The following is a 14128-nucleotide window of genomic DNA, read 5'->3' as shown; positions in this document are numbered from 1 at the left end:
CATGATCGATAATTTGAGTAATTATCGAAGTCACACCAGAAATAAGCCGCTTGTCATATTATTTACGATTTGCTCAACGCTTAATCGGTACACTTTTCACATCAATCAAAGGAAAATATGATGACAAACCAACTAGAACAATTAAAAAAAATGACCACGGTTGTTGCAGATACTGGCGACATTGAAGCTATCGCAAAATTTCACCCGCAAGATGCCACGACAAATCCGTCATTACTTCTTAAAGCTGCTTCGATAGAAAGTTATCAACATTTATTAGACCAAGCCGTAAGCTGGGCGAAAGATCAGTCAGACAACCCAGAACAGCAAGTTATTGACGCGGCGGACAAATTATCAGTATTAATTGGTTTAGAAATTTTAAAAATAATTCCTGGCCGTATTTCTACCGAAGTAGATGCACGTTTATCGTTTGATACTCAAGCCTCGATCGAAAAAGCGCATAAACTTATCGCCATGTACAACGAAGCCGGCATTAGTAATGACAGAATTTTAATTAAACTAGCATCAACTTGGGAAGGAATTAAAGCAGCCGAACAGTTAGAAAATTCAGGTATCAACTGTAACTTAACCTTATTATTTAGTTTTGCTCAAGCGCAAGCATGTGCTGAAGCAGGTGCCTATTTAATTTCTCCTTTTGTTGGCCGTATCCTTGATTGGTATAAAAAAGATACCGGCAGAACAGAATATCCTGCAGCAGAAGACCCTGGAGTATTATCGGTCAGTAAAATTTATAACTATTACAAAGCAAAAAACTATCAAACAGTTGTTATGGGGGCGAGTTTTAGAAACAGCGGTGAAATATTAGCGCTAGCGGGTTGTGATCGATTAACCATTAGCCCTCAGTTATTAGATGAATTAGCCAACTCTCAAGAACAAGTAGAGCAAAAGTTATTTAATGATCAACCTGCTATTGAGAAAGAATCACCACTGACGGAAGCAGAGTTTCGTTGGTTGATGAATGAAGACGCTATGGCTACTGAGAAGCTCTCTGAAGGGATCAGAAATTTTGCCATTGACCAAGTGAAACTTGAAAAGCAACTTTCCGCACTTTTATAAAAATAAAAAGGCTTACTATTCACTTACTTGGCTAAAAGCTTAAAAAAATGTTTCAAATTTTCGAGAAAGTATGGTAAAAAAATCATGCAGTTGTAGAAAAAAGGAGCATTCCATGGATAAGCTAGATGAAGTACTTGGCTCTCTTGGTAAACAACCAAAAGCCGCAACAAATAGTAATAAAAAAAGAAAATGGCGTGAAATAGAACAACTGAAAGAAAAGTTCCAACTTGAAAAAGACTTAAAAGTCTATGAAGACTCATTAGAGTATATGTTGGACGAGTTTTAAGCTAATTAAAACATTCAAACTAAAACCCAGTTTTTACTGGGTTTTTTATTACCATTTACCAAGATTATTCTGCATTAAATGACTTTTAAAGGACTCGGAAAGCCAACCGCTCAGTTAAATGTATTTATTGAAAATACACCGCCCCTTACTGAATATCAGACGCTACAAGCTTGTCGTCCTATGCAAGTTGGCGAAATTAAGACAATTGCAGATCTTACCGGCAATCATTGGCGAAAAATATTTAATGTATATGCAAAGTTAGCCTTTGAGTTAACCCCAACAAAATATAAGACATGGCAAGACTTTCGAGATTGTGCTTTGCTGCAAAATCACAGCAATGAAAATTTATTATTTAATTTAACACCCCAAGAAATATTACAACACGTATCAAACAAACCACTATTATCCGATAACATTTCAATCATTATGGGAAAAACCTACGCAACAAAATTAGGGTTTTCTGAAACTTGTCATTGGCTATCAGCAGAGTTTGCTGTCAATGCCGACAAAAAACTAGTGATTTGCCCTTACTTTGACTATCGACAATTATCTAATATAAAAATTACTCAACTTTGCCAACTCATTAACGCGCTGCACAATAAATAAAAATGACTGTGTATTCATCAAGCATTTAATTGGAAATAAAGTGAATCTTGTTCAAGCCACCGTGGATAATCACGTATAGGGTTTGCACTGGGTTTTGATAAATAAAAACCTTGGGCATAACTCATGCCTAACTGTCTTAATAACTCATATTCTTCAAAGGTTTCTATGCCTTCTACCACCACTTTTGCTTGAGCCGATTTAGCTAATTCAAATATTGCTTTGAGAAACTTCCTTTTAAAACTATCTAAATGACAATGTTCAACAAAATAGCGGTCAATTTTGACAATATCCGGACGTAATTGGCTCCACATTTTTAAACCTGAATACCCAGCACCAAGATCATCGATAGCGACATCAAAGCCAAACTCCCGATATTTCGCTAACGCTAGACTTAAAGTCTCAGCATTAGGAAAAGGATATTTCTCACTTAACTCAATAACAATTTGCTGACAATTTAAACCTGCTTTTTCAACAAGCTTTATCGTTTCACCTTGAGGGTGCGCTTTATCTAAAAGCACTAAGGGACTTATATTGAGAAATAATTTACCCGTTAATTGTAAGTTGGCAAATTGTTGAATCGCGGTATCACGACATAATATTTCAAGTTCAGATAATAATCCGCAATCAGTCGCCGCTTTAAAGAGCACATCAGGCGCGTAATAAATACTATCAGCAGGGCCTCTAGATAAAGCTTCATAACCGACAATAGTTTGGTTGGTAATATTAAAGATAGGTTGAAAAACTACCGTGATCTTTTTGTTACGGATAATGTTTTGAATAATCTTATACACAGAAATCTCCTTTCACTTAAAAGTTTAGGAGTTTTAGATGACAGTTTTATGACAAAACTTAAATGTAGCGTAGGAATTACGTTGTAATTCTCCCATGTGTAGTCATTATCTTTTAATGTTCAAAAACTAATAATTAAAATGTCACGCATTAAAAAGGCCTAGCAAGTAACAAGATGGGTTACGTGCTAGGCCTTTGTTAATCAGAGGGAATAATCGTTTCAACCAGTAAACTTAACTGGTTACATAAAAGTTAAACTAAGCAATAACCTACTTTTAATAGATTATGCCCCACTTGGCTCCGGTGCATCTGATTGTTCTGATGCCACTTGAACCGGCGACTCAACTTCAACACGATCGACTCGCTGCAATCCTCGAGGCAGCTTATTACCACGTCTGCCCCTTTCACCACGATAATGCTCAATATCACTTGCTTTGAGGGTTAATTTTCGTTTTCCGGCATGTAAAGTCACCGCATCTTGATCAGTAATAACCTCAAGCAACGTTACATACTCTTCCCTTGATTTTGCCCGTGCTGAAGAAATATTAATGATTTTATTGCCCTTACCTTTACTTAAAACCGGTAAATCTTTCACAGGGAATACCAACATTCTTCCTTCAGTGGTGATCGCAAGCACCAAGGCATTTTCAAGATCAGTAATTGCTTTAGGTTCAATCACTTTGGCATTCGCAGGTAAACTTAATAAGGCCTTACCATTTTTATTTCGGCTAACCATATCTGAAAATTTACCAACAAAGCCATAGCCTGCATCGCTGCTTAATAAGTAATTAGCGTCGTCATCGGCCATTAACGTTTGTTCGAAGTTTTCACCTGTAGATAAATTAAAACGTCCTGTTAACGGCTCTCCTTGGCTTCTGGCGGTTGGTAAAGTATGAGCGTCGGTGGTATATGCCCTACCTGAAGAGTCAATAAAAACGACTGGACGATTACTTCGCCCTTTTGCTGAGCATAAATATTCATCACCCGCTTTATAACTTAACATTTTAGCATCAATGTCATGTCCCTTAGCGCAACGAGCCCAGCCTTTTTCAGAAACAACCACGGTCACAGGTTCACTTGGCACTAAATCTTTTTCTGATAACGCTTTCGCTTCAGTACGTTCGATTATTTTCGAGCGTCTTTCGTCACCATATTTTTCTGCCGCTTCAAGAATTTCCTTTTTCATTAAGGTATTCATGCGCGCATTTGAACCTAAGATTTTTTCTAATTTTTCACGTTCTTGATTTAATTCATCTTGTTCAGCGCGAATTTTAATTTCTTCTAACTTCGCTAATTGACGAAGTTTAATTTCTAAAATCGCTTCCGCTTGAATTTGTGAAAGCGAAAATCGGGACATTAATTCTGCTTTCGGTTCATCATAATTACGAATAATTTCAATGACTTCATCGATATTCAAATACGCAATTAATAAACCATCTAAAATATGCAGTCGAGCAAGCACTTTATCTAGACGATATTGTAAGCGTCGACGTATCGTTTCACGACGAAACTCTATCCATTCACTTAAAATGCTTTTTAAATTTTTAACGGCTGGCTTATTATTTAAGCCAATCATGTTGAGATTTACACGATAGTTTTTTTCTAAATCTGTCGTGGCAAATAAATGTTGCATTAATTGTTCAATATCAACGCGATTAGAACGAGGAACAACCACTAATCGAGTCGGATTTTCGTGATCAGATTCATCACGTAAATCAATAACCATAGGCAGCTTTTTAGCTGTCATTTGAGCAGCAATTTGTTCTAAAATTTTGCCGCCAGATGCTTGATGAGGTAATGCCGTTATGACCACTTCACCATGCTCAATATCATAAACCGCCCGCATTTTAATGCTACCGCGACCGGTTTGATAGATTTTTTCAATATCAGCAGCCGGGGTAATTATTTCAGCATCCGTAGGATAATCAGGGCCTTTAACAACCTCTAATAATTCACCAATTTCAGTTTTAGGTGATTCAATGAGTTTGACACACGCATTAGCCATTTCTCTAACATTGTGTGGCGGAATATCCGTTGCCATCCCCACCGCAATACCCGTAATACCGTTCAACATAATATGAGGAAGGCGTGCGGGCAGCGTTTTTGGCTCTTTCATCGTACCGTCAAAATTAGGTAACCAGTCAACCGTACCTTGACCAAGCTCACTTAATAGCACTTCACTAAAACGGGATAACCTTGATTCTGTATAACGCATCGCAGCAAATGACTTAGGATCATCTGGTGCACCCCAGTTTCCTTGACCATCAACTAATGGATAACGGTAAGAAAAAGGTTGCGCCATCAACACCATAGCTTCATAGCAGGCAGAGTCACCATGCGGATGAAATTTACCGAGCACATCACCTACGGTACGTGCTGACTTTTTATACTTAGCTGCAGCCGACAAACCAAGTTCAGACATGGCATAAACAATACGACGCTGCACAGGTTTTAAGCCATCACCAATATGTGGCAAAGCTCTGTCCATGATGACATACATGGAGTAATTTAAATAAGCTTCTTCAGTAAATTGCCTTAATGGTCGTTGTTCAATACCATCAAGACTATAATCAAGCGCATCAGACATGGATAAATTTTCCCAATATAAACTACTTAGCTACTGTTAATTTTGTTTAACTTTAATCAACAAATAAACGCTGAGCGTAAATTTTCTTTTTAAAAATAAACATTAATGAAAACCTGTTGTTCTTTAATGTAAAAATGACTAAAAAGAACTTTAATTATTATTAATTTGAATAGATTAAGGCGAAAGTAAACCTTTATTTCTTTGTCTAGCTTAGCTGATTATCACAGAGGAAAAAATAGCTGAATGAAAGAAAGTTTTAGAAATTGATAAATATTAGCAATCTTGATTAATATAGCTACAGACTTGATTACGACCGGTATTTTTTGCTTTGGTTAATGCTGAATCTGCGGCATTAACTAATGCTCCAAAATTCTTCTGCGTTTGTGACAATGTCGCGACGCCAACACTGATTGTTAGTTGTAGTTGTTCTTCTTGATAAACGTAACGAAAGTGTTGTACTTTTTCTCGAAAACGCTCAGCAATCGCTTTGGCTTGTTCATGATTAGTTTGTGGTAAAATTACCGCAAATTCTTCGCCAGCGATACGAGCAAAAATATCACGAGGTCGAATAGTTTCTTTACCTAATTCACTGATACCTTTTATCAGTTCATCACCAATAACATAACCATACTGTTGATTCACTTGTTCGAAATTGTCAATATCAATAAGGATTAGACTGATATCATGTTGATACTTTAACGCCGACTCTATCAGTATCTCACCTTGTTCAAAACAAGATTGACGATTGAACAACCGCGTTAAATTATCACGTTCGGTAAGTCTTTTTAACGTAGCATTGATTTTTAATTGTCGAATTAAAAGCGCGATAAAAATAATGGCAGTGATCAGTAAAATTCCAATATTACGCTGTTGAACCACCGCTTCCTTTTCTGTTTCTTGTAGTTGTAAGCGTTGTAATTCATGTTCGGTTTTTAATAATTCATTCTTTTTCACTTTTAAATCAGTCTCGTATTTAGCATTTAACTTGGCTAAGCGCTGTTCTCTTAACTGCTTTCTATAATCACGATATTTATCCAAATATTTATTTTTTTGCTCATAAGCTGATTTATATTGAGCTAATTGAATATACCTCTTTGCTAAATTTAAATGTATTTGATTAAACTCTGGAAGTATCAATTGTGCATAAGCTATTTTATTTTCAAGTAAAATAGCTTTATTTAACCAATTGATCGCTTTATGAATATCTGCATCTTCTGTAATGATATTAGCGCGAATAATCAACATTAAGTACTTTTCAGCGATATTAAAGTTTTGACTAATTTCGTTCACTTTAGATAACAGAGATGCAGCTACCAAAGGCTCTTTTTCACTGCTCTCTAATAAAGCTATTATTTTTGCATCTACCGGAAAAGGTTTTTCGCTATCGAGAAGGTGAGATTCTTCAGGCTGACCAACATCTAATAATGTCGGCGCTTTATTTAGTTGTTCTTCTGAGCGCAAATCGCTAGAAAAACATAACAATAAAAACAAGAGTATTGAATAAGGCATTATATTATTCATCATCGCTTACCTTATTTTTTTCTTCATTGCTCGCTTGATGCTTTAACAAATCGGCGTTTGTTAGCAAGGATGCTAATGTTGGATGTTTATCCGGATGAAAATGTGCAATGCCAATACTTATAGATACATGGATAACGTTTTGTTCTGACCAGTTATTTTGTGCAATTGATAATCTTATTTTATCAACAATAACATTCACTTGTTGCTCAGTGTTATTGATAAGTAAAACGACAAATTTACCCGCATCGAATCGAGCAAAAACCCCTTGTTCATTGATATGTTCAAGTCCTAACTCTGCAATTTTCTTTAAAATGAAATCGCCAGTATTATGGCTATGCTCAAGGTTAATTTGTCTTAAATTATCAACAGTGATGGTAACTGCACTTAAGCGAGTATTGTCAGTTTTCGCTTGCGTAAATAATCTATCGCCTGATTGCAATAATTGAGCTCTGTTGGCAACCTTTGTCAATCTGTCGGTGATTGTTGCTCTCAGTAATTTTTTCTGCCCCCTAATAATTTTTATTAATATCCATGCTAAACCTAATGCTACTAACGCAAAAACAGTAATAAATATTTGACGATATTTAACCTCATTTTTAGCATCTGATAATAATAAAGACTGAACAGACTCTTTTTGTTCTAATATTTTGGTTTGCAAATCAGCCTGTTCACTTTCATAGCGCATTCTAAGATCTTCAGTTTCATCAACATTACTTTTTTCAGGTAATGAAAGTGCGAAAGATATAAATTCATCTTGCGCTTGATAAGCTTGTTGATAATCTTTAATTTTGAAATATGTTTCAGCTTTTAAATACAATAAATTTAGTTTTGAGATAGTCGTGACAATTTTCTGATCACTGCCTTCATATTGCTTTAAATACTCAGTTGCAATATGCATATTGTCTAACGCTTCTTGATAGCGTCCAAGTTCCAAAAATAAGTAGCCTTTATCAAGGGCATGCGCTATGGGAATATCTACTTGTTCTGTTTGATCTATGTATTGACTCGCGATAAGCATATATTGATAAGACGCCTCAGGATCACTATCTTTTTGTTTAACTTGTGCCCAAGCCATACCAGAATATACAGAAGCAATTAATTCGTTATTTGAAATTTCATTTATATTTTCAAGTACTTGCTCATATACTTCAATCGCTTCTTCATATCTTTCATTGACTGAATGACTAGACGCAATGTTTCGTAAGGTATTAATGGCATAAAGTACTTTTCCCGCTTTTATATAATACTCATAGGCGCTTTTATGATAACTAAGTGATTTGTCTTCTTGATTTATCAGACTGTATAAAATGCCCATTTCGCCAGAAATATAACCTAACAATTCATCATCATTTATTTTTTGAGCAATGGCTAAAGCGTCATTAAACATAATAAGCGAACGATCAAACTGCTCCATTAAATAATCTAGCGCTCCAAGGTTAACCAAACCAATGGCGAGAATTTTTTTATTATTTAATGAATCAGCAATTTCTAGTCCATTCAAATAATCTTCGCGAGCAGCTTGATAATCTCCCAAACTTTCTAAAGCAAAGCCCCTTGCATATAGAATCTCTGAGGAGGTAATACTGGGGCTTGTTAACCCTCTTGCTAACTTTAATGCATCGCTAGCGAGATTATAGCCTTGTTGATATTGCGCTTGCTCAACGTACAGTTCCGCTAATAATTTGTTATAAATTAATTGATTTTCAATTGATAATGACGACAAATGCTGACTTTGAGCCTCTAAAAACCTAAAAGCCTGTGCAACATTAATATCTTTAAGTGATTCCGCTTTTTGAATAAAAGCGTCGAAAGTACTATTCTCAATAGCTTGCCAAGCTTTTACTTGACCCGTTATCAACAACAAAAGACTCATCACTAGAGGGGGTAGCAACTTTAAAAAATTGAATGAACCTCTAAACAATGAAATACCTCTTTATGTTAATAATTATGACGATAATTTTAAGAGCGTCAGTATAAAACGAAGTTAAGACAATGATAAAGTCAATTTTCATTATTTAACTACCTCGTTTTAATTTCTCTATATTTCCCTTTAAAATCAACAAAATAGTTTCAAATAAAAACTAAGCAACACCTAATTATCTAGCTGCCAATAGCACGCTTCAATTTTATTTCCTTCAAGATCAGAAACAAAACAACCATAATATTTATCGCCATACTCAGGTCTAACACCCGGTTGCCCATTATCCTTACCACCTAACGCCAGTGCTTTTTGGTAAAAGTCATCGACTTGATTTTTATTCGTGGCAACAAAACCAAAATGTACGCCATTGCCTTGACTCGACACTTTTTGATCGTAAGGAATTTGTACCCAAAACTCCGGATAGCCGTTTTTACCAAAAGCAATCGCATTTTCATATTCACAGACTAACTCTATCGAAAGTATTTTTAGTAAAGGCTGATAAAAAGCTTTAGCTTGTGAAACATCATTAGTGCCTAAAGATGCATGGCAAATACTGCGAAGTAGTCTGTGCTCAATCATAGTGTTAATCGTCCGATAATACGTTTAATGACAATAAATATACTCGATGTAGCATAACGTAAAAACCTTTCGCTGAAAATTTGAAAAACTATCTATATCGAAGCAACCAATATCTACAACTTATGCAACCTAAAACACCAACAAATAAAAATGCGAATTAACAAAGCAAGTAATTTTCTGCTATAACTGTATTAATACATTTTATTTACACTTTATTAACCATGAATTTCAATGTTAAATTTTTATCATTTTATCTTTCTCTCTTTTTAACAACCCCTTGCTTAGCCGGTGCTGACTTAAGTAGTTATACTGCTCCAAGCGATATGAAAAACTTACACATTGATGAACTTAGCAGTGGTGATAGTTCATCAGAGTTTATTATTTTTGTTAGAAACGAAGTAAAATCTCACTTTCATAAAGAACATACTGAACTAATTTATGTTTTAGAGGGGGAAGGCTTGTTTCTTTTAGACGACACTAAACAAATCATTAAACCGGGCGACTTTATTAGAGTGAATAAAGGCGTTGTTCATTCCGTTAAAGTAACCTCTAAAATACCGTTAAAAGTATTATCAATACAAACCCCTAAATTCATCGGTAAAGATAGATACTTTGTCGAATAAAAAACAATGATGTTAAAATAAACTAATGGCATAAATAATAAAACAGCTATAATTAATGTACGAAATCGAATTTATAATCATCTTTGGTGATTTTTGCAAAGCTCAGGATTAATTTTTTATCGATGAAAGTAATTAGTACAGCACTGCTCTCTATTTACCTATGTGTAATAACTTTTTTAAGCTCACCTATTTTCGCTCAACATTATAATCTTGGTGTAAATGGCTCAGGGGGCCCTGAATTTTTTTATAAAGATAATAAAATTCAAGGTAGTATCGGTGAGATTTTCCAATGTGCTTTAGATGTAGCACATATTCAATATACTCCTCGAGAATTGCCTGTCGCTAGGCTTTTATTTCAATTAAAAAATGGAAATGTAGATATCGCCGTAGGTTTAGCTAAAACGAAAAAACGCAATGAGATAGCTATCTATGCTAATCCGCTTTTAAATATGACTTATTTTTTCATTACGGCAAATCAATCATTGAATAAATTAAGCGACTTATCAAATATTAAAATAGCAGGATTAAGACATTCTAATATCATTGATATGATCGAAAAATTAAATGCTACGCCACACGAAGTAGACTCCTATGAACAAGCGGTAAAAATGGCCACTCAATCTAGAGTCGTTGGCACAATATTACCCACTACAGTACTTTCAAATGTAGATAAAGAGTTATTAAAGGGCGCAAATATTTTTCAAATTGATAACAAAGAAATAAGTTTTTATATTTCTAATAGAGCAACTGATCTTGACCAATTATTAGAACTAATTAATAAAGGCATTAGCCAGTGTAAAAAAGAGGGAAATAGCTTTTAAAAAGCACCGCCATAATAAAACTAAGCGGTGCTGATAAATATAAGTGAATTACATTGAAAGTGATTTAAAGCCTAAGGTGACAAATCAACCTAACTTATAAGCTAATATAAATAACAACTGCTATTTTCTTTGGATAGAGAAAATCAACCATAAACTGACAAAATTACTTACTTATTAAACCATAAAGTGACAATATTTATTAGCTTATTGAAACAGAACGGGCAGGACAAAGAATGTCCTATCTTTACTTTATCATTTCGAGCTTCAGACTCAAACTAAAAGGTATACACATGACTGTACAATTCTTGAAAAATAAGCAGATCATTTTACTTTTATCGTCCAAGTTCGAGACACTTCTTCTATGCCGTCAAGAAACTTAAAGGACAACTGCCATTCTACCCTGACCTTCGACGACTTATCATCTGAACTAAGCATATTTTCAGGTATTTCAAATTCAAAATTTAATGCTGTGGAATTCCCATCAAACTCAGGACGTATGGGTATGTGTACTTCATAAATAACATTTGGTAGAACCGTGCCACCAGAGTATGAATATCTTGTATATAAACATTTTAATAAAACGTTTCTGACCCTGCTAAAATTGTTTTGTTTTATCAAAATTGATGCTTGATGCATTAAACCTTTATGTATTTCAGTTGATCTAACAGTTAAAGGGGTTTCTCCAAGGCGGTCAAAATTTTTATTAATAAAGCGCCCAATAAGATAAATAACTAGGCAGAAAAGTAAGAATGACGTATATAAAAAGGCTACATTTACTTCACCCTTTAATAGTGCTTTAAATATTGAAATAAAAATTATTACAGTAATAGCGTAGGAAATATAGCAAAAAATATTGCCCACGCCTTTTTCATTGCTTGTAATTGTTGTTACTGAAGTCAAAATAATTACCGAACTTAAATCCATCTTTCTGGTCAGTAGGAACTGAAAGCTTAACTTCTTGCTTTACTAGTCTGTTTTTTTAGGCTCTATCTGTTCTTCGCAGCTACACTCGAGTGCATTGCAAAAAGCAACTCAATGACTGCAAACAGTATTTGTTTAAGGTTCATATTAATTCCCTGAAGTTTCAAAGTTGAGATGTGCGTCATCAGCGAATAGACATCGTGTCAAGTCCCCACCTTAAGCACCCAATTGGCGAGTAGTTCTAACACATCAGGTGACATGGTTTCTTCAATCTGTGAATACTCTGACATTAAACCACTTTTAGCTCGTTGAAATAGGTGGTTAACACCATGGATCTCCTTAACCTGAGTAAGAGGATGCGCTTGTTCTTGCAACGCATCACGAATTTTGTCGAGATTCTGTGCCATGTCCATTTGTGTATCTTTGGAACCATGTATTGCCAGCACTGGAATGGTCAATTTTCTCAAGTATGTTTGAGGGTTATGCAGTAAAAAGTACTTCATCCACTTTGTACTTAACTGCTGCACTCTAGGGCTGGACAGTTTACCGCCGCCGATGGCTTTTATTTCAGCTTTTATGTCGTCAGGAAAAGTTTGCCATTTTTTATCGTAGGAAAGCTCTAGCTCTGACGCTAGATTGTCTATATCGCGGTTAGTCATCACCGTATGGTTTAACGCGCCCGTAATTTCACTGCCTGCCTTTGCAGCTTGAAGACTTAACCCATTGGCGCGTAGAAAAGATTTCACTTGCCAAATAGAAATATCGTTACCGGTTTGGCCCGGCCCGGCAAGTAACACCACAAAACCGACATCGGGATTTGAGCTCGCTGTAATTGGTGCTATCAGCCCGCCCTCACTATGACCCATTAAACCAATGCTGTCTTTTGCAATATTCTTATGAGAAGAAAGATAGTCTATCGCGGCTGATACGTCCTGCGCAAAATCAGCACTGGTAGCAGTGTCAAAGTTACCGGTTGATTTACCAACGCCTCTGTCATCAAAACGCAGCACAGCTATACCATGCTGAGTAAGATAATCAGCAATCACTAAAAACGTTTTGTGGCCCATAAAAGTTTGGTCTCTGTCCTGTGGTCCAGAGCCACTGATTAGCACAACGCCAGGATACGTTCCTTCTGATGAAGGCAAAGTTAAAGTGCCTGCTAGCTTGATGTTATGGTTTTTAAATGTAACCTCTTCTACTACATAGTCAAATGGCGGTGTAGGATGTTGAGGTCGATTAATGACAGTCTTAACCGCTTCTATCACTTTTTCCAGTTTCAACGGAAGCTTGTTTGGTCCTTGCTTCCAATGACCTTCTATTGTGTTATTTGGTTTATTAAATTCACCTGTAAATGTTGCCTGTGCGACCGCAACATTAATAGAAATTTTTTGTCCCTCAATTGTTACCGATTCAATGGGAATATTAGTTGCACCCTGTGCAGGACTGTCCATGCTCGCTGTTAAATCAGGGTTAATATGAAATAACAGCGGCACGCTCTGACCAGATACTGACAAGGCCCCCTGCCAACTCCCTGCAATATCACTGTTTTGTGTTGATTCTGCCACTGCATGTTTAGTAACGCTGAATATCAGCAAGGCTATCGACATTAGTATTTTAATCGGTGTCATAATTAGTTACTCCCATCATTGTGAATATGTGAACCGTTGGCAGATGTTTTTTGTCTGCAACAACCAGCTGATTGCGGTTTAAAGAAGTAATGATAAGAAATATACCAACCAGTGATCGCAAAGATTAACGCGGTAGAGGCAAAGTCTTCCCCTTGAGATAGGTAAGCACTGAGTAGTATGAAGCCTGCCCATACAAGGCTAAAAGCAATAGATTTTTTATTTCCGGTAACGCATTTCATAGTGGATAACCCTCTTAGTGGCAATTGATGTACTAGTAGAACAAGTAATACAATCTATTTTAGTTGTTCTATTATGTCAAGTAGTACAACGAATTAATTTGTTGTATAATTCGCAAAATAAGCTTGTGGCGTGAGAATAAGAGAGACTACAAATGCTATGAATATTGCAATAGACATCGAGAGTGATACACCCATTTTTACTCAATTGGTGGACCAGATTAAACAAGGCGTGGCAAGCAAAAACCTCAAGCCTGGCATGCTATTACCTTCTATTCGCCAACTGGCAAATGATCTGGGTATCAATCCCAATACTGTGTCCAAGGCATACAAATTATTGGAAAGAGACAGTGTGATTATTGGTAAAGGATACCGGGGGACTTTCATTCACGAACAGGCACTAGAACATTGCGAAACAGACCTAAATACAACAGCACTAACTGTTATTACAGCCAGTGTTAAGCAACTTCGTGAGCTCGGGCTCACCGATTCTGAAATACGTAATGCTTTTACAACCGCCATGAAGTAGAGAGATA

General features: G+C 35.9%; 14 protein-coding genes. 6 read left to right on the top strand and 8 right to left on the bottom strand.

Features of this window, described 5'->3' with window-relative positions:
• Positions 1 to 120: 120 nt before the first annotated feature.
• The 3 genes from tal (at position 121) to Q4493_RS07330 (ending at position 1966) form a co-directional block, all read left to right on the top strand.
• Positions 121 to 1074 (top strand): transaldolase, encoded by a 954-nt coding sequence (tal, locus tag Q4493_RS07340; protein WP_303450943.1) that lies wholly within the window; start codon positions 121 to 123, stop codon positions 1072 to 1074.
• 112 nt (positions 1075 to 1186) lie between these two features.
• Positions 1187 to 1360, top strand: coding sequence for a DUF3545 family protein (locus tag Q4493_RS07335; RefSeq protein ID WP_303450940.1), 174 nt, complete (start codon positions 1187 to 1189; stop codon positions 1358 to 1360).
• Positions 1361 to 1438: 78 nt separating this feature from the next.
• Positions 1439 to 1966 carry a hypothetical protein gene (locus Q4493_RS07330; RefSeq protein WP_303450937.1) on the top strand — a complete coding sequence of 176 codons (528 nt, stop codon included), beginning with the start codon at positions 1439 to 1441 and terminating at the stop codon, positions 1964 to 1966.
• A 17-nt stretch (positions 1967 to 1983) separates the two neighbouring features.
• On the opposite strand, the gene Q4493_RS07325 is transcribed toward Q4493_RS07330, so the two are convergent.
• From Q4493_RS07325 to Q4493_RS07305, 5 genes are all read right to left on the bottom strand, one after another.
• Positions 1984 to 2757 carry an EAL domain-containing protein gene (locus Q4493_RS07325; RefSeq protein WP_303450935.1) on the bottom strand — a complete coding sequence of 258 codons (774 nt, stop codon included), beginning with the start codon at positions 2755 to 2757 and terminating at the stop codon, positions 1984 to 1986.
• Positions 2758 to 3038: 281 nt separating this feature from the next.
• Positions 3039 to 5342, bottom strand: a complete 2304-nt coding sequence (gene parC, locus Q4493_RS07320) for a DNA topoisomerase IV subunit A (RefSeq protein WP_303450932.1) — start codon at positions 5340 to 5342, stop codon at positions 3039 to 3041.
• A gap of 273 nt (positions 5343 to 5615) precedes the next feature.
• Positions 5616 to 6866, bottom strand: coding sequence for a GGDEF domain-containing protein (locus Q4493_RS07315; RefSeq protein ID WP_303450931.1), 1251 nt, complete (start codon positions 6864 to 6866; stop codon positions 5616 to 5618).
• On the bottom strand, positions 6856 to 8727 hold the full coding sequence (locus Q4493_RS07310) for a tetratricopeptide repeat-containing diguanylate cyclase (protein ID WP_303450929.1): 1872 nt from the start codon (positions 8725 to 8727) through the stop codon (positions 6856 to 6858). The genes Q4493_RS07315 and Q4493_RS07310 overlap by 11 nt, the downstream gene beginning before the upstream one ends.
• A gap of 228 nt (positions 8728 to 8955) precedes the next feature.
• Positions 8956 to 9363, bottom strand: a complete 408-nt coding sequence (locus tag Q4493_RS07305; protein ID WP_303450926.1) for a VOC family protein — start codon at positions 9361 to 9363, stop codon at positions 8956 to 8958.
• A 221-nt stretch (positions 9364 to 9584) separates the two neighbouring features.
• On the opposite strand from Q4493_RS07305, the gene Q4493_RS07300 reads away from it, so the two are divergent.
• Positions 9585 to 9986: a cupin domain-containing protein gene (locus Q4493_RS07300; protein WP_303450923.1), complete on the top strand. Its 402-nt coding sequence runs from the start codon at positions 9585 to 9587 to the stop codon at positions 9984 to 9986.
• Positions 9987 to 10108: 122 nt separating this feature from the next.
• A complete protein-coding gene (locus tag Q4493_RS07295; protein ID WP_303450920.1) occupies positions 10109 to 10807 on the top strand; it encodes an ABC transporter substrate-binding protein in 699 nt (232 codons plus the stop codon).
• 321 nt (positions 10808 to 11128) lie between these two features.
• Here Q4493_RS07295 and Q4493_RS07290 read toward each other — a convergent pair whose 3' ends face one another.
• From Q4493_RS07290 to Q4493_RS07280, 3 genes are all read right to left on the bottom strand, one after another.
• Complete coding sequence (locus Q4493_RS07290) at positions 11129 to 11707, bottom strand: hypothetical protein (RefSeq protein WP_303450918.1); 579 nt, start codon at positions 11705 to 11707, stop codon at positions 11129 to 11131.
• A gap of 224 nt (positions 11708 to 11931) precedes the next feature.
• Positions 11932 to 13293: a S9 family peptidase gene (locus Q4493_RS07285; protein WP_303450915.1), complete on the bottom strand. Its 1362-nt coding sequence runs from the start codon at positions 13291 to 13293 to the stop codon at positions 11932 to 11934.
• A 65-nt stretch (positions 13294 to 13358) separates the two neighbouring features.
• A complete protein-coding gene (locus Q4493_RS07280) occupies positions 13359 to 13595 on the bottom strand; it encodes a hypothetical protein (protein ID WP_303450914.1) in 237 nt (78 codons plus the stop codon).
• 157 nt (positions 13596 to 13752) lie between these two features.
• On the opposite strand from Q4493_RS07280, the gene Q4493_RS07275 reads away from it, so the two are divergent.
• Complete coding sequence (locus Q4493_RS07275) at positions 13753 to 14121, top strand: GntR family transcriptional regulator (protein ID WP_303450911.1); 369 nt, start codon at positions 13753 to 13755, stop codon at positions 14119 to 14121.
• Positions 14122 to 14128: the final 7 nt, after the last annotated feature.

Origin of the sequence: Colwellia sp. 1_MG-2023, from assembly GCF_030546755.1 — a bacterium.
GTDB lineage: Bacteria > Pseudomonadota > Gammaproteobacteria > Enterobacterales > Alteromonadaceae > Thalassotalea_H.
The sequence above is the reverse complement of the archived record's forward strand: the minus strand, read 5'-3'. Positions and strand labels throughout refer to the sequence as shown.

Coding starts and splice junctions, on each gene's coding strand:
- Q4493_RS07295 (WP_303450920.1), top strand. CDS start 10,109: ATGAAAGTAATTAGTACAGCACTGCTCTCTATTTACCTATGTGTAATA.
- tal (WP_303450943.1), top strand. CDS start 121: ATGACAAACCAACTAGAACAATTAAAAAAAATGACCACGGTTGTTGCA.
- Q4493_RS07305 (WP_303450926.1), bottom strand. CDS start 9,363: ATGATTGAGCACAGACTACTTCGCAGTATTTGCCATGCATCTTTAGGC.
- Q4493_RS07275 (WP_303450911.1), top strand. CDS start 13,753: ATGAATATTGCAATAGACATCGAGAGTGATACACCCATTTTTACTCAA.
- Q4493_RS07280 (WP_303450914.1), bottom strand. CDS start 13,595: ATGAAATGCGTTACCGGAAATAAAAAATCTATTGCTTTTAGCCTTGTA.
- Q4493_RS07300 (WP_303450923.1), top strand. CDS start 9,585: ATGAATTTCAATGTTAAATTTTTATCATTTTATCTTTCTCTCTTTTTA.
- Q4493_RS07335 (WP_303450940.1), top strand. CDS start 1,187: ATGGATAAGCTAGATGAAGTACTTGGCTCTCTTGGTAAACAACCAAAA.
- Q4493_RS07315 (WP_303450931.1), bottom strand. CDS start 6,866: ATGATGAATAATATAATGCCTTATTCAATACTCTTGTTTTTATTGTTA.
- Q4493_RS07330 (WP_303450937.1), top strand. CDS start 1,439: ATGACTTTTAAAGGACTCGGAAAGCCAACCGCTCAGTTAAATGTATTT.
- parC (WP_303450932.1), bottom strand. CDS start 5,342: ATGTCTGATGCGCTTGATTATAGTCTTGATGGTATTGAACAACGACCA.